At 50.7% G+C, this 19,236-nt stretch carries 17 protein-coding genes; 9 read left to right on the forward strand and 8 right to left on the reverse strand.

The window, feature by feature from the left end; genetic code table 11:
• Nucleotides 1-17: 17 nt before the first annotated feature.
• The 3 genes from HCN83_RS09130 (at nucleotide 18) to HCN83_RS09140 (ending at nucleotide 3,178) form a co-directional block, all read left to right on the forward strand.
• Nucleotides 18-899, forward strand: coding sequence for a carbohydrate ABC transporter permease (locus tag HCN83_RS09130; protein WP_168006533.1), 882 nt, complete (start codon nucleotides 18-20; stop codon nucleotides 897-899).
• 75 nt (nucleotides 900-974) lie between these two features.
• The gene (locus HCN83_RS09135) at nucleotides 975-2,552 is read left to right on the forward strand and encodes a glycoside hydrolase family 43 protein (protein ID WP_168006535.1); all 1,578 of its coding nucleotides are present in this window, start codon (nucleotides 975-977) and stop codon (nucleotides 2,550-2,552) included.
• A 2-nt stretch (nucleotides 2,553-2,554) separates the two neighbouring features.
• Nucleotides 2,555-3,178: a YesL family protein gene (locus HCN83_RS09140; protein WP_168006537.1), complete on the forward strand. Its 624-nt coding sequence runs from the start codon at nucleotides 2,555-2,557 to the stop codon at nucleotides 3,176-3,178.
• Between the two features lie 324 nt (nucleotides 3,179-3,502).
• Here the strand turns inward: HCN83_RS09140 and HCN83_RS09145 are convergent, their stop codons facing one another.
• Together HCN83_RS09145 and HCN83_RS09150 are read right to left on the reverse strand one after the other, a co-directional pair.
• The gene (locus HCN83_RS09145) at nucleotides 3,503-4,168 is read right to left on the reverse strand and encodes a haloacid dehalogenase type II (protein ID WP_168006539.1); all 666 of its coding nucleotides are present in this window, start codon (nucleotides 4,166-4,168) and stop codon (nucleotides 3,503-3,505) included.
• A complete protein-coding gene (locus HCN83_RS09150) occupies nucleotides 4,143-4,673 on the reverse strand; it encodes a GNAT family N-acetyltransferase (protein WP_168006541.1) in 531 nt (176 codons plus the stop codon). Before HCN83_RS09150 ends, HCN83_RS09145 begins: the two co-directional genes overlap by 26 nt.
• Before the next feature lie 249 nt (nucleotides 4,674-4,922).
• Here HCN83_RS09150 and HCN83_RS09155 point away from each other — a divergent pair, with 249 nt between their 5' ends.
• The 3 genes from HCN83_RS09155 to HCN83_RS09165 are packed head-to-tail and all read left to right on the forward strand — an operon-like array spanning nucleotide 4,923 to nucleotide 9,238.
• Nucleotides 4,923-7,172, forward strand: a complete 2,250-nt coding sequence (locus HCN83_RS09155) for a putative bifunctional diguanylate cyclase/phosphodiesterase (protein WP_168006543.1) — start codon at nucleotides 4,923-4,925, stop codon at nucleotides 7,170-7,172.
• 29 nt (nucleotides 7,173-7,201) lie between these two features.
• A complete protein-coding gene (locus HCN83_RS09160) occupies nucleotides 7,202-8,818 on the forward strand; it encodes a thiamine pyrophosphate-binding protein (RefSeq protein WP_168006545.1) in 1,617 nt (538 codons plus the stop codon).
• Between the two features lie 21 nt (nucleotides 8,819-8,839).
• Complete coding sequence (locus HCN83_RS09165; protein WP_343033687.1) at nucleotides 8,840-9,238, forward strand: carboxymuconolactone decarboxylase family protein; 399 nt, start codon at nucleotides 8,840-8,842, stop codon at nucleotides 9,236-9,238.
• 66 nt (nucleotides 9,239-9,304) lie between these two features.
• Here HCN83_RS09165 and htpX read toward each other — a convergent pair whose 3' ends face one another.
• Together htpX and HCN83_RS09175 are read right to left on the reverse strand one after the other, a co-directional pair.
• Complete coding sequence (htpX, locus tag HCN83_RS09170; RefSeq protein ID WP_168006549.1) at nucleotides 9,305-10,225, reverse strand: protease HtpX; 921 nt, start codon at nucleotides 10,223-10,225, stop codon at nucleotides 9,305-9,307.
• 69 nt (nucleotides 10,226-10,294) lie between these two features.
• Nucleotides 10,295-11,050, reverse strand: coding sequence for a DUF2087 domain-containing protein (locus tag HCN83_RS09175; protein ID WP_168006551.1), 756 nt, complete (start codon nucleotides 11,048-11,050; stop codon nucleotides 10,295-10,297).
• 398 nt (nucleotides 11,051-11,448) lie between these two features.
• Between HCN83_RS09175 and HCN83_RS09180 the strand changes: the two genes are divergently transcribed.
• Nucleotides 11,449-11,598, forward strand: coding sequence for a hypothetical protein (locus HCN83_RS09180; RefSeq protein WP_168006553.1), 150 nt, complete (start codon nucleotides 11,449-11,451; stop codon nucleotides 11,596-11,598).
• 325 nt (nucleotides 11,599-11,923) lie between these two features.
• On the opposite strand, the gene HCN83_RS09185 is transcribed toward HCN83_RS09180, so the two are convergent.
• The gene (locus tag HCN83_RS09185) at nucleotides 11,924-12,907 is read right to left on the reverse strand and encodes a ring-cleaving dioxygenase (RefSeq protein ID WP_168006555.1); all 984 of its coding nucleotides are present in this window, start codon (nucleotides 12,905-12,907) and stop codon (nucleotides 11,924-11,926) included.
• A 208-nt stretch (nucleotides 12,908-13,115) separates the two neighbouring features.
• Here HCN83_RS09185 and HCN83_RS09190 point away from each other — a divergent pair, with 208 nt between their 5' ends.
• Nucleotides 13,116-13,829, forward strand: coding sequence for a 3-ketoacyl-ACP reductase (locus HCN83_RS09190; RefSeq protein WP_168006557.1), 714 nt, complete (start codon nucleotides 13,116-13,118; stop codon nucleotides 13,827-13,829).
• A 435-nt stretch (nucleotides 13,830-14,264) separates the two neighbouring features.
• Nucleotides 14,265-15,317 carry a fatty acid desaturase family protein gene (locus HCN83_RS09195; protein ID WP_168006559.1) on the forward strand — a complete coding sequence of 351 codons (1,053 nt, stop codon included), beginning with the start codon at nucleotides 14,265-14,267 and terminating at the stop codon, nucleotides 15,315-15,317.
• A gap of 791 nt (nucleotides 15,318-16,108) precedes the next feature.
• Here HCN83_RS09195 and HCN83_RS09200 read toward each other — a convergent pair.
• The 3 genes from HCN83_RS09200 to arcA all read right to left on the reverse strand — a co-directional run bounded on the left by HCN83_RS09200 (nucleotide 16,109) and on the right by arcA (nucleotide 19,130).
• On the reverse strand, nucleotides 16,109-16,555 hold the full coding sequence (locus HCN83_RS09200; protein WP_168006561.1) for a GDYXXLXY domain-containing protein: 447 nt from the start codon (nucleotides 16,553-16,555) through the stop codon (nucleotides 16,109-16,111).
• Entirely contained in the window at nucleotides 16,552-17,727 is a 1,176-nt protein-coding gene (locus HCN83_RS09205) for a DUF2157 domain-containing protein (RefSeq protein ID WP_205774565.1), read from the reverse strand. The genes HCN83_RS09200 and HCN83_RS09205 overlap by 4 nt, the downstream gene beginning before the upstream one ends.
• Before the next feature lie 179 nt (nucleotides 17,728-17,906).
• Nucleotides 17,907-19,130: an arginine deiminase gene (gene arcA, locus HCN83_RS09210; RefSeq protein ID WP_168006565.1), complete on the reverse strand. Its 1,224-nt coding sequence runs from the start codon at nucleotides 19,128-19,130 to the stop codon at nucleotides 17,907-17,909.
• Nucleotides 19,131-19,236 lie beyond the last annotated feature (106 nt).

Raw genomic sequence — 19,236 nt, forward strand, 5'->3', positions numbered from 1 at the left:
TAAAGGAGGAACTGCAGATGCCTTCTAATACTGCTGCTGTTGAAAAAACAGAAGGGCTTCGCCTCGGATCGCTGCGGATTCGTCCGGGAAAGCTGCTGCTCTATGTCATACTCGGCCTTGTAGCGGTGCTTCAAATCCTTCCGCTGATCTGGCTCGTGCTCTTTTCACTGAAAGATAACCAGGAAGTGTTTAACCTTGCTCCGTTCGCTCTCCCTGCTGATCCGCAGTGGAGTAACTATGCGAGAGTCTGGACCGACGGAAATATCGGACTTTACTTCTTTAACAGTGTCATCGTGACTGGTACTGCTGTTATTTTAACCGTGCTGCTCGCGAGTCTCGTTACGTTTGCGATCACGAGAATGCAGTGGAAACTGAATAAACTCGTGCTCGGCTTGTTTATGGTCGGCCTGATGATTCCGGTCCATTCCACATTGATTCCACTGTTCAGCTTTTTCAATACGATCGGCCTGATGGATCACCATTTGTCGATTATTTTAACGTACACCGCGTTTAACCTGCCGTTGACGATGATGATTCTGCTCGGCTTTTACTATACGCTACCCCGTGAGCTTGAAGAGGCAGCCATTATGGACGGCTGCTCGATTCACCGAATGTTCTTCCGGATCATCCTGCCGATCACGGCTCCGGTCGTTGCGACAACGGCGATCATCAATATGATTTACAACTGGAACGAATTTGTGTTTGTTAACACGTTTATCAGCTCGGACAGCCTGAAAACGCTGACCGTCGGTATCCAGAACTTTATCGGCCAGTACTCAACAGATTGGGGCGCGATCGGTGCCACACTCGTCATCAGCATGCTGCCGATTCTGATTGCGTTTCTGATTTTGAGCAATAAAATTGTAGAAGGGATGACGAGCGGTTCTGTAAAAGGATAACCGAATGGAGAGAGGGATCTCCTCTCTCCTCTCTTACATACGTGCTGTTTATTTTAGCTGAAGGAGTGCTTGTTTATGTCCACCATTCAAAATCCAATTCTTCCCGGCTTTCACGCCGATCCTTCCATTTTACGCGTTGATGATGAGTTTTATATTGCTACGTCTACGTTTGAATGGTTTCCCGGTGTACGAATTCACCGCTCCAAGGATTTACAAAACTGGCAGTTTGCAGCTTCCCCGCTGACGCGCCGTTCCCAGCTCGACATGAAAGGAAATATGAATTCCGGCGGCGTCTGGGCACCGGACCTTTCCTATCACGACGGTACGTTTTACTTAATTTACACAGATGTGAAGCAGTGGCACGGCGCCTATAAAGACGCACACAACTATCTTGTGACCGCGCCTGCTATTGAAGGGCCCTGGTCGGAGCCGGTTTACCTGAACAGCAGCGGATTTGATCCATCCCTCTTTCACGACGATGACGGGCGCAAATGGTTTATGAATATGATCTGGGACTACCGCTCCGGACGCAATCCGTTCGCCGGTATCGTGCTGCAGGAGTTTTCCGAAGCGGAACAGAAACTCGTCGGTCCGGTTAAAACGATTTACACCGGAACAGAGATCAAGCTGACGGAAGGTCCTCATATTTATAAAAAGGACGGCTGGTACTACCTGCTCGTCGCCGAGGGTGGAACAGAGTACGATCACGCGGAAACCGTTGCCCGCTCCCGCAGCATTGACGGCCCCTATGAAACGGATCCGGACTATCCGCTCATCACGGCACAGGGCAATCCGGAATCAGGTCTTCAGAAAGCAGGACACGGCAGTCTCGTTGACACACCGAAAGGGGAATGGTACTTCGTTCACCTCTGCGGACGTCCGTTAAACGGCGCGTACTGCACGCTCGGCAGAGAAACGGCTATTCAGAAAGTGGAGTGGACAGAAGACGGCTGGCTTCGTCTCGCCAACGGGACCCGCTACCCGGATATGGCAACCCCCGCTCCGGATCTGCCGCTGCATCCTTATCCGAAAGAGGACGTGAAGGATGATTTTGATGCCGATGCACTGAGCGGCCACTGGAATTCCCTGCGCGTTCCCATGGATGAATCCTGGTGTTCACTTAAGGCCAATCCGGGCTGGCTCCGCCTTTACGGCCGCGAATCACTCGGATCGGTGCACAATCAGAGCCTCGTTGCACGCCGGCAGACGTCATTTCAGTGCGTGGCAGAAACGTCCGTTTCCTTTGATCCGGAGTATTTTCAGCATAAAGCCGGCCTGGTTATTTATTACGACACAGAAGATCACGTCTACCTTCACTTGACTGGTCATGAAGAAAAAGGCCGCGTGCTGCAGATTATCCGCACGAAAAACGGTGTTTACGAAGAACTGCTGCTCGCACCAATCCGCACTGCACAGACTGGCGCTGTTCAGCTCCGCGCTGAGATCAATAAAGATACGATGACGCTGTTTTACAAGGATGAGCGCACGACAGAATGGACCAGGATCGGACCAGTGCTGGATACAACGCACATGTCGGACGATTCAGCCGCGCAGGTTCGTTTTACCGGCACCTTCGTCGGCATGGCCTGTCAAGATTACAGCGGCATGAAACGCGCCGCCGACTTTGATTACTTTCTTTACAAGGAGGATTGACCATGCTGATCAGGTGGATGGGAAACCCGGTGTATGCTGCATGTGACTGGATGGTGAAGCTTGCATATTTGAACTTTCTCTGGGTGATTTTCACTGCTGCCGGCGGCGTGCTGCTCGGATTATTTCCAGCATCCGCGGCGCTTTCCCACTGCCTGAGGCGGCTCGTTGCCGGTGAAACGCTGAATGACGTGCTGCCCACTTTCTGGGCAGCGTACCGAAGCAGCTTTCGCCGGGCCAACTTCTACGGCCTCTTCTTCTGGGTCGGTGCTGCCGTTCTTACGCTGAATACGTTGCTCGTGTTTCAGTTAAACGGTCCCGCAGTGCCGGTTCTGCTGACAGGCATGATCCTCTGTGCCGTGCTGCTTCTGATCGTGAGCCTGTTTTTCTTTCCAGCACAGGCGGTGCTTGCCGAAAAACGCTTCAGCATCCTGCTGCAGGCAGCCTTATTTGTCCCATTCAGCAAGCCAATGCTGTTTGTAAAAGCTTCAGGTGGCATAATCGCTCTGCTTACGCTCTTCTTTTTCGTCCCAGGGCTGCTGACCTTCTGGGGTATTTCCTCCTTCGCTCTGCTGGCGGTCTATATCATGCACTCGCGCCTGGGCGCTTCCGCTCCAACTGCGGCCTGAAAAAGCCCCCTGCTACTGTTGAGAAACGGCCGGCTCGGGAATTGCCTCAGATAAATGGAACGTTTCAGCTGAGAAGCTGATCATTTTCTTGAGGCAGCTGAATGTATATTCGTTATAGCAGTTCTGCGCTGATGCTCGTAAACAGCTGCCTTCCACTGTTTGCGAAAAACTGAAGCTTTTAGAACCGAGGTTTTTACTTTTGCATCGAGAGGTAAACACGTTGATTATGAGAACGGCCTGACCGGCGCATTCGCTGCACACGCTAAAAAACCGTTCTGCTTCCCCGGCAGAACGGTTTTTTTGCAGTCGTGCTGCGAGCTGTGTTTAATCCGCGAAAAGCTCGGTTAAAAAGTGAAGATCTTCTGCAATATAGTCCGGCTGCGCCGGCACAGATTCAAACGCTGTTTTATCCCGGCTGATCCAGAGCGTGTCGAACCCAAATGTCTTGGCACCGATGATATCCCACGTATTAGACGATACGAATAAAATGCTGCTCCTGGAAACACCTGCTTCCCGCATCGCATGATAATAGGCGGCTGATGACGGCTTGTACTGCTTGATATCGTCGACGCTGACGATCCGGTCAATATGTGACGCGACAGCAGACTGTTCAATTAATGGCTCAAGCATGTCTCTGGAGCCGTTTGAAACAATCATATGCAGCGGTCCGCTCATCTGCTGCAGGACAGGTGCACTTTCAGCATACAAATTAAGCTTTTCATACGCCCGCATGCCTCGGTTTACAGCGTCTGCGGCTGCGGAACCCGTTTCAGCAAGCAGTGCCGTCCGCAGCGCTTCTTCTGTAATAATCAAAAACGGCCGGTAGCTCCCGCTCATCTGGGCGGTAAAGGCGTATTCAATTTGTTTTTTACGCCACAGCTGTCCAATTGACGCCGCTTGCTGTGGATAATATTCCGACAGTGCCCCTTCTACCGAGCGAAGATCAAACAATGTGCCGTACGCATCATACATGATTGTGCTGTATTTCATCGTGAACCTCCTTATGAGCTGGCTGATCGGGCAGTCGTTTTTCCATGAGCACGGTGTCGTGCCATACGCCGTCCCTTACTGCTATTCTTTCCCGATAGCCCACCGTCCGGAACCCTGATTTTTGATGTACATACAGACTTCCTTTATTGGATGAGAAAATAACCGACTGTAGCGTCCAGATTCCATTCGCAGCACCTTCCCGTTCGATTTCCTTGAGAAGACTGGAGCCGATTCCTTTGCCGCTGAAGGCTGGATCAACGTACACACTGACTTCGGCAACGCCAGCATAAACCATTCGCGGTGAAACCGGTGACAGGGCAGCCCATCCGGCAAACGTACCGTTCCAGCAGGCTGCAATCCGTGCAAAGGCGTGGTGGCTGAGATGCCAGGTTTCCCAGTCTGCCACTTCTGTTTCAAACGTTGCGTCCCCATTCTCCATACCGGCTTTATAAACAGCCGCTGCCTGAGTCCAGTTTTCCTTTTGCAGTCGATGCAGCGTGATCATCACCCTCACCCTTCCGTTTCACAGGTTGATATGCCTATCGTAACACAAATCAGACTGCCTGCAGCCTCCATTCTGTCAAAAGGATGGCTAGAACGCCGCTGTTGCAGATAGCCTTGCTGTTGGTCTTAATCCTGGATACTAACAGGTACAAAGAACTAGTTCATTCACCTCTCTTCATGAATATGTATAGTTGTGAGTATTGTTCTTCATGAAGAACAAGTATAATGGGTGCAAAGGACGGTGATACGAATGACGGACGCATCTTTAGAAGATTTTGTACAGCAGTCACGCAGAATGTGCGAGGAAGCCGGCATGGATCCTGCTGAGATCCGGATTCCTAAAGAAAAAATGTCTGCTGAAGAGCTTGCAGGAAAGCGGGACGAATACAATGAGATACTGGAAGTTGTCGATTTCTTTGCTAAAAAGGTGCTTCATTCACTCGCCGGAACACCGGTACTGATCGTCATTTCGGACGAACGAGGATATATTTTAAAAATAGACGGGGACGAAACGATCCGCTCAACCGTTCAGCAGCTCGGAATCGAAACAGGGGTCCGCTTCACGCAGGAGGATCTTGGAACGAACGTCATTTCACTAGCGCTGCAGCAGGAACATCCTGTCGCTTTAATCGGCGACGATCATTATTTCGAATTTCTGCACGGGTCGGCCTGCTATTCTGCCCCGTTTCATTACACGGACCTGGATAACTTGCTTGGAACCGTTTCGATTATGACGGGAATTCAGCTTGAAAACAGCTTGTTTCTGAACATGCTGATGAACGTCGTTGATTCGATCGAACGAGAGCTGCTTTTACGGAAACAGAATCGGCGTTTAAACATTTTGAATCAAATTATGCTTCAGCGGACCCGGAACGCTGTCATTATTACAGATACAGAAGGAACCGTAACAGAATATAACGATTTCGCCGAAAACCTTTCCGGTTTTAAACGGGAGGAGATAATCGGACGCGATATTTTTAAATCCGACATCACCGGAGACTATTTTTATCAGGTCCTGCGTCACGAAAAGCAGTTTAAGGATGTTGAAATGAAGTTTATCAACAATCTGAATAATGAACACATCTGCCTGTTTGATGCCCAGCCGATTTACGACGTGAAAAATGCGAAGATCATCGGAGCTTTTGCTCAGCTGCGTGACATTACAGAGCGCTACCAGCTCCAGGAGCAGTATAATTATCTCGCCTACCACGATGAATTGACCACGCTCCCGAACAGGCGTTATTTTCAGAGCGAACTGGAAAACCTGATTGCAGAAGGGGCCGCCGGTACAGCGCTTCTTCTTATCGATTTAGACGGCTTTAAAAACATTAACGATACGTTCGGCCACTCCAACGGCGATAAACTGCTGCAGTCCGTCGCTAAGAGGCTGCAGACGTGCGTTGACAGCTCACAACTGCTCGCACGGATCAGCGGCGATGAGTTCATGGTGCTCCTCACCGATGTAACCAGCGAGACTTCTGTCAGTCAGTTTGCGAAACACCTGCTGGATCAGTTTCAGCAGCCCTTTTACCTTGGAGAGCGGAGCTTTTATATGACAGCTAGCATCGGGGCGGCGGTGTATGAAGAGGCTCCCCCGAGTCTTGAAGATTATATGGTGCACGTCGATGCGGCAATGTACAAAGCTAAATCCCAGGGGAAAAACGATTACCGTATGTTCTCCCCGGAAATGTACGTTAACTCCAGCGATGAGCTGCTTTTAGAAAATGACCTACGGGCTGCAGTTAGAAACAATGAACTGCGTTTGTTCTACCAGCCGCTGGTGGAAACCGATACCGGACGTATTTCCGGCTTTGAAGCACTGATCCGCTGGCAGCATCCGGAAAGAGGGATGCTGAGTCCGTCTGCCTTTATTCCGCTCGCAGAAAAAACCGGATTAATTATTCCCATCGGGGACTGGGTGATTCAGGAGGCGTGCAGACAGCATATGCAGTGGCTGAGCGAAGGGCTTCCTCCGCTCAAAATCAGCCTCAATCTTTCGGCACAGCAGTTTTTAAAGCAGGACTTCACCGAATTCACAGCTGACGTCATCAGCCGATCCGGGATTGATCCGCGCTATCTCGACTTTGAAATCACTGAATCGATGGCGATGGATTTCAACTATGCGGCGAGCGTTTTAGAAGAGCTGAAAGGCCTTGGTTTGTCGATCAGCATGGACGATTTCGGAACCGGCTACAGCTCGCTCTTCTATTTAAAGCAGTTTCGCATTGATACGCTTAAGATCGATAAGTTCTTTGTTGATGATCTCGCTGCCGGGAGCAATGGCGCTGCACTCATTAAAACGATCATTGCGATGGCCGGAGCACTGGAGCTCCATGTAACCGCAGAAGGAGTCGAAGAGTGGTGCCAGTTTAAAACGCTTCGCGACCTCGGCTGTACGTATATTCAAGGCTATTATTTTATGGAGCCGGTCTCTCCCGATACGATCTCCGCCTCCTATCATGAGATGCAAAAAAGTATTGAGGAAAAAACGGCGGGCTGAACATATTATTGGAAGAGGTGTCATCATTCATGAAACGAACGGCTTTACTGATCGCTGAACAGCTATACCGCTGGGGCATTCGTCACCTATTCGGTATACCCGGAAAACCTGTCGTTCCTTTCATTCTTGCTGCTGAAGACAGCGGCATCACGTTCGTACTCAGCCGGCATGAAGGCGGCGCCGGCTACGAAGCAGCCGGTTACGCCATGCAGGCAAGAGGGCTAGGTGCAGCTGTCGGCACGTCGGGTCCCGGTGCCACGAACATGCTGACTGCCGCCGCTCAGGCAAAAGCGTCTGGTATCCCGGTTCTTTTTTTCACCGGCCACCCTTCGGCAGCAAGCACCGGCAAGCCTCAGGGACAGGATTCGAGCGCTTTTGGCACCGACACTGAAGCATTGTTTAAACCTGTGACAAAATTCAGTGCGCAGGTTGAGCGGGCTGATCAAGTAGGCCCGATGCTGCTTCATGCTGTGAAGATGGCTGTAGAGGGCGTCCCAGGCCCGGTCCATCTCAGCATCCCAGCCGATGTGCTCATGGCTGAAGCAGAGCCGTTTTCCTATGCGATGCCGCAGCCTGATGTTACGTATTCCTTGCGCATAAACGAATTTCCAACGGCAGCTGCGTCCGCCAAACGTCCGGTTCTTCTGCTTGGAAAAGGCGTCCATACAAGCAGCGCGTATGCAGAGGTTAGGGCATGTGCCGAATTGTATCAGCTGCCGGTCATGACAACCCCCGGAGGGAAAGGAACGTTTCCGGATGATCATCCCCTTTCGCTCGGTGCATTCGGGCTTGGCGGCACTGAACGGGCACATGCTTATATCGAGCAGGGAACGGATCTGCTTATCGTCTGCGGTTCATCGCTCAGTGACATGAGCGTCGCCGGATGGAAGCCGGAACATTATCCGGAGCGGATCATTCACTTTGATGCCCGCCAGCATGTCACCGGAATGTCCTTTCCGGGCCCTTCTCTCACAATCGCCGGAGATCTCCGGTTAAATCTGCAGCAGCTTTTGCGTCTGGAAGCCGTTCCTGCTTCACCTGCTGATTTGCCTGCTGTTCAACAACCGGAAGACCGCAGAGGAGGACGCTGGCTTTCAGCAGGTTCCGTCATGGACGTTCTGAACGAGAGGCTTCCTGATCGTGCCTTCATTTATGGCGATGATGGAAGCCACACGTTTTATGCCATCCAGCGATATATCGTGCGCGAGCCGGGTCACTTTTTCTTTGATGATGTGTTTGGTGCGATGGGACACGGAATCGGCTACGCTGTTGGGGCAGCGTTTGCTGACCCTGATGCCGATATCGTCTGCCTCACCGGCGACGGCTGTATGTTCATGCACGGCGCTGAAGTATCCACTGCTGTATCCGGAGGAGCTGCACTGCTGTTTATCGTCATCAATAATCAGGCATTGGATATGGTTGATAAAGGTATGAAAGTAAATATTGGCCGGGCTGCCGGCACCACCTATGAAAAACCGCTCCACGCCACTTCGTTTGCAGAATCACTCGGAGCAGACGCGTACAGAATCGATTCCGAGGACGGCCTGCGTTCAGTTATGAAAAACCTGTTCCCCCTAAAACAGACCACGGTTTTGGAAGTCATGACAGACCCGGATGAAATACCGCCTACCATGCGGAGAGGATAATTCTTATTTGGAGGGATGGACGTGAACAATAAGGAGTCATATGAAAAAGGGATTGATGTATTAAAAAAGCTGACAGATGAACATGGTATTTCCATGATTCAAAGCTACAAGGATATCTCCCCTGAATTTACGGAAATGATGATTTCCTTCGGGTTCGGCACTGTATACACGACGGGTTCACTGGAATTAAAGCAGCGCACGATGCTGACGATGGCTTCTCTCGTCAGTCAGGGAGCGTTCGAGCAGCTGCCATTTCATATACGTGCTGCCATCAACCTGGGTATCTCTCCTCAGGAAATTGTCGAAGTTATTCTGCACTGTGCAGCTTACGCCGGTTTTCCGAAAGCAGCGTCCGGCATGCGGATTGCCCGGGACTTATTTCAGGAGCTTGGCGTTGAGCTTCCTGGTGAAAGCAGTTGAACATGCTTTATCATACATAAAAAAGCTGTTCCCGCACGTGAACGTGCAGGAACAGCTTTTTTTGCGTTATCGTTGTTCGAGTCGTGCAATCCGGTCATCCAAATCCGGGTGGGATGAGAACAGCTTGGAGACGCCGCCTTTCCCGCTGATTTTCATCGTTTGAATGGCGGAATCGTCCGTGCGGTCGTTCTTCACGTTCGCCCGCTCCACGTAAGCTTTTAAAGAGCGTAGGGCGTGTGCCATTTTGTCTCTTCCGGCGAGATCTGCCCCGCCTCGGTCCGCATGGTATTCCCGGTAGCGGGAAAAGGCCATAACGACCAGACTTCCGAGAATGGAGAAGAGAATCTGAAAAATAATGATTGCCGCAAATCGAACGACAAACTGCAGCTCCGAACGGACAAGCCGTGAAACAAGAATCGCAGCTACGCGGGAGAAGAACACGACGAACGTGTTAACGACCCCCTGCAGCAGCGTCATCGTAACCATATCACCGTTGGCTACGTGCGCCACCTCGTGGGCGATAACGCCTTCTACTGCATTTTCATCCATATTCTGAAGCAGCCCTTCAGAGACAGCTACGAGCGACCGCTTCTTCGACGGCCCGGTTGCGAAGGCGTTCACTTCCGGCGAGCGGTAAATCCCCACCTCCGGCATATGTGCCAAACCTGCTGCCCTTGAGAAACGGTGTACCTTTTCGACTACCGCACGCTCACGCGCAGACAAGTTGCCTTCCGGGTCGAGCACTTCGACCTTCATCATTTTCTTAGCTACCCAGCGCGACATAGCCAGTGAAATAAAGGAGCCTGCAAACCCGACGATGATACTAAACACACCGAGTGCGACTAAATCGATTCCGAGCGCGCCTTCTCCTGTATCGAAGCCGCCCCCGCCGATATCTGTAAAAGTAACGATAAGCGACCAGACAATCATTATTGTCGTTAAGACAAGGATGTTCGTCATGATCCATAACATGATTCGTTTACCCATTTGTCATATCCTCCCCGTCTGTAATCCATATTTATTATACATGATGTACGAACAGGCGCATAGAAGGTTTCAGAAATCTTGCGGGGCCGGACGGGTGTGCTTCACCCAGTAGGAGGACCCGTCACGGCTGCGGTCCAGGAACCCGTACTCGATCAGGTAGCGTCGCAGCGTCACAAAATCGTCATACTTCTGTTTTAAATGCTCATTTATTTCCTTCTCTTCATACGTCCGCTGAGGCTCAAATTGCTCAGCGAGGTGACGCAGAAGAACAAGCTTCCGCTTTTCTTTACGGGGAAATGAGCTGAGCGGCCCCTCTCTGCCTTCTTTTAAATAGGTATCGAGTATTTTTTCTGCTTCTGCTTCAGTTACGGCATAGCGTTCGTCTCTCATAACGGCCCCCTCATGATACGGCACCAGCTTTTCACGCTCCGGCTTTTGCGCCATCAGTGCCAGAAACAGCTTCGCCTGCTTTTCCTTTTCCTTCAATTTAAAGCGGTGACTGCGCACGGTCGCTTCTGCTATTCCCATCTTGGCCGCTGTCTGTTTGTCTGTGCTGCTAGCTTGCAAGTGAACGAGTACCTCCTGCTGTACCTGCGTCAGGCCGGTATAGCGGCGGTCCATCGCGAGCAGCGCTGCGGCAGCTGACTGATGCGCCTCCGTTATGTGTACGCTCATTCGTTTTGCTGCTTCAAACAAGAGACCCTGATGCTGATACACCACTCCGTTTTCTGTCTGAAACCCGCAAAACAAGCACGAGTTTATGCCGTTACGCGTCAGCCAGCCTTGTGTAATCTCGTCTATCGAAGCCTCGTCCATATATGACATCCTCTTCCCTCCTGTTAAATTTGTTATTATATAAACAATTATATATTTCGTTTGCTTATTTGTAAACAAAAGCAGATCAAAGGCACAATGAACTACTCATTAACAGCTGTGAAATGATTCTGTTCCCGCCGCTCAGCACATGCTGGATAACCATCATAAAAAAGCTTCCGCCCGGTATGGATCCGGGCGGAAGCAAAGGCTGTTGAAAAAATCTATTTGCTTACCTGTTTATTCGTTTAGTTGTATTCCCCTCCGCTTACCGAGCCTGCCGTGGGCTTGCCTTCAGCTATTTCTCAGGGGTGACCCCCTGTATGAAGGGAAGAAAGGCACGGCTTCACTCGGGCACAGGCTTCTCGCGAGAAGCCTTCAAGAACCAGTCCGGCTCCGCTCGTGCGTTGATGCCGTTCGCAGATCTGAACGGCACTGGATCTTCAGACTGCGCTTATTCCACAGGCGTCCCCGCTGGACACATCAAGGAAACGGCTCTGCTTCTTGGAGAACAACGTGACGACAGGCAGACGCGACTGCTTTTCTTACGTTTATCATGAATTCTAAGAAGTACTGGCATCCCTATTTAACATCGAAACGTCTTATCGGGAAGGTTTTATCTTTATGGAATCAGATCGTACCTTCATAAACAGGCACTTGAAACGGACTGCCAGCTGCCGACCTCGAAGGACCTCGACTCCGGGAGGATCAGAACGAGGCGAAGATCCAGCGCTTCCGAAAGCAGGAGGAAGCGGTTAGCTGAGCCCGTTCCCTCCGGAAAGCGAGTGTCCGCAGATACAGGCAGATGCAACGTGATTCACCTAAAATCACATTATCAACACTCTGAGCTTCACTTCGGAATGAAGCCTGGCGGAAGCTTTCTCGCTACTCATATTCTTTTTCAATCGTTTTTGTGCTTCTGACAGTATCAATATGACGCACGTACTGTTCAATTTCTTCTCGCTTCGGCTCGAGCTTTGGCGGAAGGGCTAGCTTTTCCCCTAACGTTTCGTAAGGCTCGTCATCCATGAATCCTGGCCCGTCTGTGGCGAGTTCAAACAAAATCTGCGGACCGGTGCGTACATAAAGAGATTTAAAGTAAAAGCGGTCGACGTAGCCCGATGTCTGAAAGCCGAAGCCGTGCAGACGCTCGATCCAGTGCTCAATTGCGTCCCGGTCCTCTACCCGGAATGCCATATGGTGCACTGTACCGTACCCCTGCTGGGCTGGCGGCAGGACAACATTTTTCTCAACAATAATCTGGGCGCCGTTCCCGCCTTCGCCTACCTCAAATAAATGGAGAGAACCGTCCGCATCTATTTCCTTAAATTCAAACGCTTTTTCCAGAATTTCTTTAAATCCATCAAATGGTTCGATGCGGATGTGGAGCGGTCCGAGTCCAGTAATCGCATATTCAAGCGGGATCGGTCCATCCTGCCATGGGGTGCCTGCAGGAACGCCCTCATTATGCTCGTCGGACACGAGCATATACTGCTGATCGTCAAAATCGGCAAATGACAATGTCTTTTTCCCAAACACTTCTTTAATACCGCTGTTCTGCACCTTCAGCCTGTCGAAGCGCTTCTGCCAGTAGTCGAGTGCATCGTCGCTCGGCACCCGGAATCCGGTTTTATACAATTCATTCGTTCCGTGACTTCCTTTTGGAATACCCGGGAAATCAAAAAACGTCATATCCGTTCCGGCACTTCCTTTATCGTCGGCGAAAAACAAGTGATACGTTTGAATGTCATCCTGGTTTACCGTCTTTTTGACGAGACGCATTCCTAAAACATACGTGAAGAATTCATAGTTTTTTTCAGCGCTGCTCGTGATCGCTGTTACGTGGTGCAAGCCTTTAAGTCCGTTCATAGTTATCTTCCTCCTCTGATTATCCTTGCTCTCCGGCATTCTATTCCTTTTCAACCGGAAAGATACACCTGAAAATAGTTTGAATTCGAGATAATTTCATTATAAACACTTACTTTTTGTAAGTCAATAGGGAGCTCATTCTTTTTTATCCCCTTTTTGTCTGCTACGATGAGAGCGCAGTATATTACACGGAAAGGATGTGTCCGACATGCAATCACTTAAAGGGAAAAATGTGCTGATCACAGGAGCCGGCAGAGGAATCGGACGGGAAACAGCAAAGGCTTTAGCTCAGGAAGGCTGCAGCATCGGCCTGCTGTCACGCTCAGAGGGCCCGCTTCATGAAACAGAACGGATCGTCGCAGAAGCAGGCGTTCGTTCCGCTTCCGCAGCAGCAGACGTAGCGGATGAAACAGCGGTAAAAGAAGCGGTGCGCAAACTGGAAGATGAACTCGGTTCATTTGATATTTTAATCAACAATGCCGGCATAGGTCGCAAGGGAGACTTTCTCGAGCTTTCTAGCAATGACTGGCAGGACGTTCTGCAGACGAATGTGATGGGCATTGTTTACGTTACCCAGGCAGTCCTCCCCGGGATGCAGAAAAAGCAGCGAGGGGACATCATCAATATCTCATCGATGTCCGGCTTAAAGGGAACGCGAGGCTCCAGCGCCTACAGCGCATCCAAGTTTGCTGTCATCGGCCTCGGAGAAGCCCTTATGCAGGAAGTACGTCATGATAACATTCGTGTATCCACACTGACGCCGAGCCTCGTTGAAACGGAGATGACACGCGCAGGCGAAGAGTCTCGTCCGGATAAATTTATGCAGCCGGAAGATTTGGCGGAGTATATGGTAGCCACGCTGAAGCTTGAACAGCGCACCTTTATCAAACAAGCTGCACTATGGGGAACAAACCCGTTTTAGCAGCAGTTGTTCGTAATAACGAAACAAAATATTAGTGTACTAATATTTTGTTTTCCGGAGGCGCTTGCCGCTTTACGAATCAGTATATTAAGCTGAAGGTATTCAACAGGCAGCGGCCTGTGCGACCGGAAAATCCGGTGTATTCATACCCCTTTATTCCTGTGTGTCTGCAGCACCTGTCACATGACACCCGGCACTGCCCATGCCACCTCGCTGCAGGTCTCGTTGATAAGCGCAGCCGCTGCCGTTCATGTTGTTTATCCTTTCTTGTAAAAAAGCCTCTGTACTGCCCGGCCCGGCAGAACAGAGGCTTTTTTAGGCGAAAACATTAGTACCAGGTATAATAGTCTATTGTACACACCAGAGGATGATGGTAAGCTGTGCGCAACAACGCTTTCATTCGGCAAAGCGGTATAACGTAAAAGGAGGAAGGTTATGCGTGAACTACATTCATTCGGCTGGTATGCCAAACAATTGAAGGGACATTTGCCCAAGAAAGCTTTCCGGCCTGATCCGGGCAAGCTGCTAGGCGGTGCCGCCTACCTGCTTATTACGACGGCTGCGATGCTAGGGATCGTTTTCCTGTCGCTGCCGCTGCCCGTTAACCTGCTTCTTTCTCTGATCATCGGCATGAGCTTTGCAGCGATGGGTTTTCTCGGTCACGAAATCCTGCACGGCACCGTAGTACGCTCGCCTTTTTGGCGCAATACGCTCGGCGGATTGTTTTTCTGGCCGCTCTGCACCGGTCCGCGGCTGTGGCGCAAGTGGCACAACATGAGCCACCACGTTCATACCCAGCATGAAGAGAAAGATCCGGACACGTGGCTCACAGATACTGCTGTCCGTAAAAACGCCATGCTTCGTCTGATTTACCGGCTGCCAATATCCGTGCGTGCTTTCTTTGAGTTTGCGACACAGACCGTCATGTTTACGCTTCATTCTTTGCGCATGTTTAAGACGTATGCTTCTGAATTTAAGTCCAACGCAGCACCGGCTCTCTGGCTGCAGCTGCTGCTTCCGTGGATCACGTGGATTTCGCTTCTGCTTATCGCGGGGGTTACCAACTGGATTTTCATGTATCTGATCCCGCTTCTCATTGCAAACGGCGTCGTGATGGCCTACATTTCCACGAACCACCGGCTGAATCCACAGGTGGAAATCAATGATCCGCTGGCCAACAGTCTGACAGTAACGGTGCCGAAATGGGTGGATGTGATTCACTTTCATTTTTCTCACCATACCGAACATCACCTGTTTCCAGCCGTCAATTCAACATACTATCCGCTCGTCAAACAGAAGATTAAGGAATACTGGCCGCATCTGTATCATGAGATGCCAATGAGTAAAGCCCTTATCGCCTTATGGAAAACACCGCGTCCTTATTTTAACGGAAAAAACCTGATCGACCCGTCCCGCGGGGAAGTTTACGGGACACTCGGCAATGGGTTAACCGAGTCAGGCGAGTCAGCTTCAACACGTGCTCAGTAACCGATAGAGCAAAATAGTCCAAATAAAGCCGGTTTCCACAGAAGAAACCGGCTTTTCAGAGTATCGATAAAATCGATTTAAGTGGACAGCCCTTCCTGTGTCTGCGGACACTCACTTTCCGGAGGGAGCAGCACCTCGTTCTGATTTTGGAAACTGACAAGAATGGTTTATAATCCTAACTCTCTTTGGCGTATGCCTGCCAAATAATCTTCCAGCGAGAATGTCTCATTTATAGTTTTGCCCAACTGTTCGTTTTCCTTCTCGTTAAGTAACCTTTGCGGATGCTTAAGTCGTTTTATTCGTTATAACGATCTGTTAAGTTACGTAAATCACTTTTGACCGCTGCTGAGTGAGTTTCAAGGAGCGTTGTGTTCCAATTTCGCTACGTCGTGTCACTTTTGCAGCCCGCAATGTTCGTTTTGAATAAAAAAATTCCTGTCAGATCACTCGCCAGCGATAGGAGCGACAAACAGGATACCTTCATCAGTAAAAACACGAAAACGACGGAGTGCTTCTGACAAGAGCACGTGTCTAGCGAAGTCGTCCCCTCCTATCGAGCCTCTCTTTCCTGCAGAAAGGAGGGGTCTAAATAGCTGGAGGCAAACTCGGTAAGCAGAAGGGAAATACATCAAAATGAACAAACATGTAAGCAGATTGACTCTGTCAATAGCCTGTAAAGCCGGCTTCCGCATTGGAAACCGGCTTCTTTTCTATAATGAGAATCGGGTAAAAAGGAATGTTCCATGCTGAACAAGCCTCGCCTGTTCGTACAATGAAAAACTTTTTCGTACTTAATCCTGTCGTACATCAATTTCCATGGGACGGATGGCGCCCCATGGAGCTACGTCAATGGTTACCTGAAGATTCTCTTCTCTCTCAAGCTCGGGTCCCCTGCCCTGCTCTACGTAAAACTGCTCCAGCTGAGGAGCTGTGATCGTGCGGTCAAACGTATAGCCTTCAATCGCTCCAAAAAACGGTCTGTTATCTGCCTGATCCACGACGGCGTAGCCATCCTCGCCTTCCTTGAGTGTGAAGTAGACAGTGCCGTGCTCCAGACCGGAAGGTGCCTCCAGATCAGGATACTGCAGCATCACGTACTCCCCGAGAAAGGGATCGAACGGATCATACGGCTCTGCTCGCAGCGTTAAGGATTCCCCGAACCAGCTGACAGCGAAAAAGCTTGTGATGATCAGAGCAGTGAACACAGTTTGAAGAGCCGGCATCACCCAGTTTTTCATGATACAGCCTCCTCTCTGCGATGATTAAACCACCAGGCAGCTCCGGACAGGGCGAACAACAGGAGCGCACCGATCAGGAAGAATAGTGCCATATCCATTCTGCCCCATGCGAAGATGACATAAATGACTGCCTGCACGAGCACAAAATAGATGAAGCCGGGTGCAAGCGGCATACTGCGCTTCTGAGCGTAAAACAAGTAGCCGAGAGCGGTCGCTTCTGCTGTAATTGCCAGCAAAACAGCCGACTGGTCAAACATCATCAACCCCACTGCTCCTAACACAGCTGTCCACACAGCCGGCTTCAGCTTCCATATACAAATGCCGAATACAGCTGCACCTGCAGCGGCAAGCCCCCACGCTTCCAGCCAGCTGAGATCGGGCAGTGCTCCGGCTGTTTCGCCGCGGACAGACAAATACACTAGCAGCGAAACAGCTCCGAATGCCGGATAAAGCGGAAGCAGAATACGCCGCTGTTCCTCTTGCAGCGCAAGCAGCAGAAACACGAGAAAGAAAAGCGTCCATACAGGCCAGAACGGACTTTCATAGGCCGGGGTGCTCCAGAGCTTGAGCCCGGATCCGAAGACGAGCATCCAGCTGAAAACGAGCGGCAGCTGCCCGCGGCTGACGATAAGCCAGGTGAGTGCTGCAGCTGCAAAGAGACCCCACTCCAGCCATGAAACGACGGGGACAGAAGCGGCAAGCGTCACCGCGCCCATGATAAAGGCGGCAACAGCATAAGCGTTATGGCGCCAGATGGCGAGATGAAGCAGTGCCGCAAGAAAGACCGCCCACGGAAGAATCGTGCCGGATGTAGAGAAGTGAAACGCCTGAGCAGTGACGATCAGGGAGGCGCCGAACATCGCAAGTCCAATCAGCCGGAACAGCACCGGCCGGCTGAAGCCTCGTTTTTCCGACACTGTGCCTAACCCATAGATCAGCCACATAAGCGTGAGAACGAGCCCGCTTTTTAAGAGAGGCGGCATTACCTGCCAGTTCGCGGCAATAAAACTGAAGACCGCGAGTGTGAAAAAGACAAGACCAACAATCATCAGCAGCGGCAGCCTGGTTTTTTTACCGGCAGGATGCTTCTGCTTTTCATACTCTAAAATGGTTGCAGCTGTTTCCTCACTGAGCAGCTTTTCTCGTTCCCATTCCCGCAGCTTACGTTCCATCTCCACAGCTTTCCACCTCCCTGTCTGATAATTCCAGTATAATCCTGAACCAGGAAAATAACCACTTATTTTCTTCCTGATTTCGACAATTTTTTCATGCCGAAAACGCTCTCCATCAGCTTTTGTCAAAGCAAAAAGCACCTTCCGCAGCTAGTAACGGAGGGTGCTTTTTGATTATGTCAGACAGACTCTCGAATTAGCGGCATACTCATACATCTCGGACCGCCTCTTCCGCGGACGAGCTCGCTGCTCGGTACCTCGAGTACGGTGATCCCGTTTCGACGAAGCAGGTCATTCGAGACGTAATTACGCTCATAGGTGACGACCGTTCCCGGTGCCACAGCAAGCGTATTGGAGCCATCGTTCCACTGTTCGCGGGCCGACGCTATTTTATCTTCGCCTCCGCAGGGAATGAGATTCACATCATCAAGCTTGAGCACTTCCTTCAGCGTTTCTTTTAAATTATACCGTTTCGTAATTCGCACCGGGTCGCCGGGTTCGAGAATGAAGATGTTCATTCGTCCGTCTTTATCGACCACTTGGGCGTGAGTCGTAAATTGATCGTGATCGATCATCGTAAAGACGGTATCCAGGTGCATCGAAGCACGGCGCTTCGGAATTTCCACCGCAACCACCTTCTCAAAGCCTGAACCGGAGGCAAACAGCTCTGTCGCCAGCTTTTCGACTGCCCGGGCAGAGGTGCGTTCACTGACACCGATTGCCAGCACGGTGTCGCTGAGAACGAGCTCATCTCCCCCTTCAATCGGAAAATCGTAGCTTCTGTTCATCCACTGCGGCACCCGGGCATCCCGGTAATCCGGATGACTGCTGATAATATGCTCCATTAGCAGCGATTCGCGGCGTCGCGCTTCCTGGCTCATCGGGTTCAATGAAATCCCGTTTCCAATTACAGCTGCCGGATCGCGGGTGAAATAAAGGTTCGGCATCGGATCCAAATAAAACGGATAGTGCTGGTCCATCCACTCGTACAAATGTTTTTTCTTACGGTTCGGCAGCTCCTCCTTCAGCACACCGCCGATCATACTGCGTACGAAGTCGGCTGTTGAAAAGTCGAGCAGGTACTCCTTCAATGCTTCTGAAGAACCATTCACCGTTAATCGTGATTCTGTCATCATCCGCTCCAGAAACTGTTCTCTCTCAGTGTGAGACTGGAGGGATTGTTCAAGCAGATCGGTCACATAGACCGTTTCAGCCCCCTGCTCATGCAGGACTTCTGCAAAACGGTCGTGTTCTTTCTGCATCGCCGGCAAGTACGGAATATCATCAAACAGCAGCTGCCCCATCGCATCAGGTGTTACCTGTTCAATTTCAATTCCGGGCCGGTGAATCAGCACTTTTTTCAGTCGGCCAATTTCAGACGTTACGTTTACTGCCATCGTCATCCCCCACCTCTCTTATTTAACCGTAGCAGACCGCATCGGCCTCACGTGAAAAGCTGTCAGATTATGTATCATGCTTTCCTGTCTATTCCCTTCCCAAATGTGGGAA

Origin of the sequence: Alkalicoccus luteus (genome assembly GCF_012034335.1) — a bacterium.
GTDB classification, from domain to species: domain Bacteria; phylum Bacillota; class Bacilli; order Bacillales; family Salisediminibacteriaceae; genus Alkalicoccus; species Alkalicoccus luteus_A.

Coding starts and splice junctions, on each gene's coding strand:
- HCN83_RS09180 (WP_168006553.1), top strand. CDS start 11,449: ATGCCGTTCGCAGATCTGAACGGCACTGGATCTTCAGACTGCGCTTAT.
- HCN83_RS09140 (WP_168006537.1), top strand. CDS start 2,555: ATGCTGATCAGGTGGATGGGAAACCCGGTGTATGCTGCATGTGACTGG.
- HCN83_RS09145 (WP_168006539.1), bottom strand. CDS start 4,168: ATGAAATACAGCACAATCATGTATGATGCGTACGGCACATTGTTTGAT.
- htpX (WP_168006549.1), bottom strand. CDS start 10,225: ATGGGTAAACGAATCATGTTATGGATCATGACGAACATCCTTGTCTTA.
- HCN83_RS09130 (WP_168006533.1), top strand. CDS start 18: ATGCCTTCTAATACTGCTGCTGTTGAAAAAACAGAAGGGCTTCGCCTC.
- HCN83_RS09195 (WP_168006559.1), top strand. CDS start 14,265: ATGCGTGAACTACATTCATTCGGCTGGTATGCCAAACAATTGAAGGGA.
- arcA (WP_168006565.1), bottom strand. CDS start 19,130: ATGACGATGGCAGTAAACGTAACGTCTGAAATTGGCCGACTGAAAAAA.
- HCN83_RS09200 (WP_168006561.1), bottom strand. CDS start 16,555: ATGAAAAACTGGGTGATGCCGGCTCTTCAAACTGTGTTCACTGCTCTG.
- HCN83_RS09190 (WP_168006557.1), top strand. CDS start 13,116: ATGCAATCACTTAAAGGGAAAAATGTGCTGATCACAGGAGCCGGCAGA.
- HCN83_RS09175 (WP_168006551.1), bottom strand. CDS start 11,050: ATGTCATATATGGACGAGGCTTCGATAGACGAGATTACACAAGGCTGG.
- HCN83_RS09185 (WP_168006555.1), bottom strand. CDS start 12,907: ATGAACGGACTTAAAGGCTTGCACCACGTAACAGCGATCACGAGCAGC.
- HCN83_RS09155 (WP_168006543.1), top strand. CDS start 4,923: ATGACGGACGCATCTTTAGAAGATTTTGTACAGCAGTCACGCAGAATG.
- HCN83_RS09135 (WP_168006535.1), top strand. CDS start 975: ATGTCCACCATTCAAAATCCAATTCTTCCCGGCTTTCACGCCGATCCT.
- HCN83_RS09160 (WP_168006545.1), top strand. CDS start 7,202: ATGAAACGAACGGCTTTACTGATCGCTGAACAGCTATACCGCTGGGGC.
- HCN83_RS09150 (WP_168006541.1), bottom strand. CDS start 4,673: ATGATCACGCTGCATCGACTGCAAAAGGAAAACTGGACTCAGGCAGCG.
- HCN83_RS09205 (WP_205774565.1), bottom strand. CDS start 17,727: ATGGAACGTAAGCTGCGGGAATGGGAACGAGAAAAGCTGCTCAGTGAG.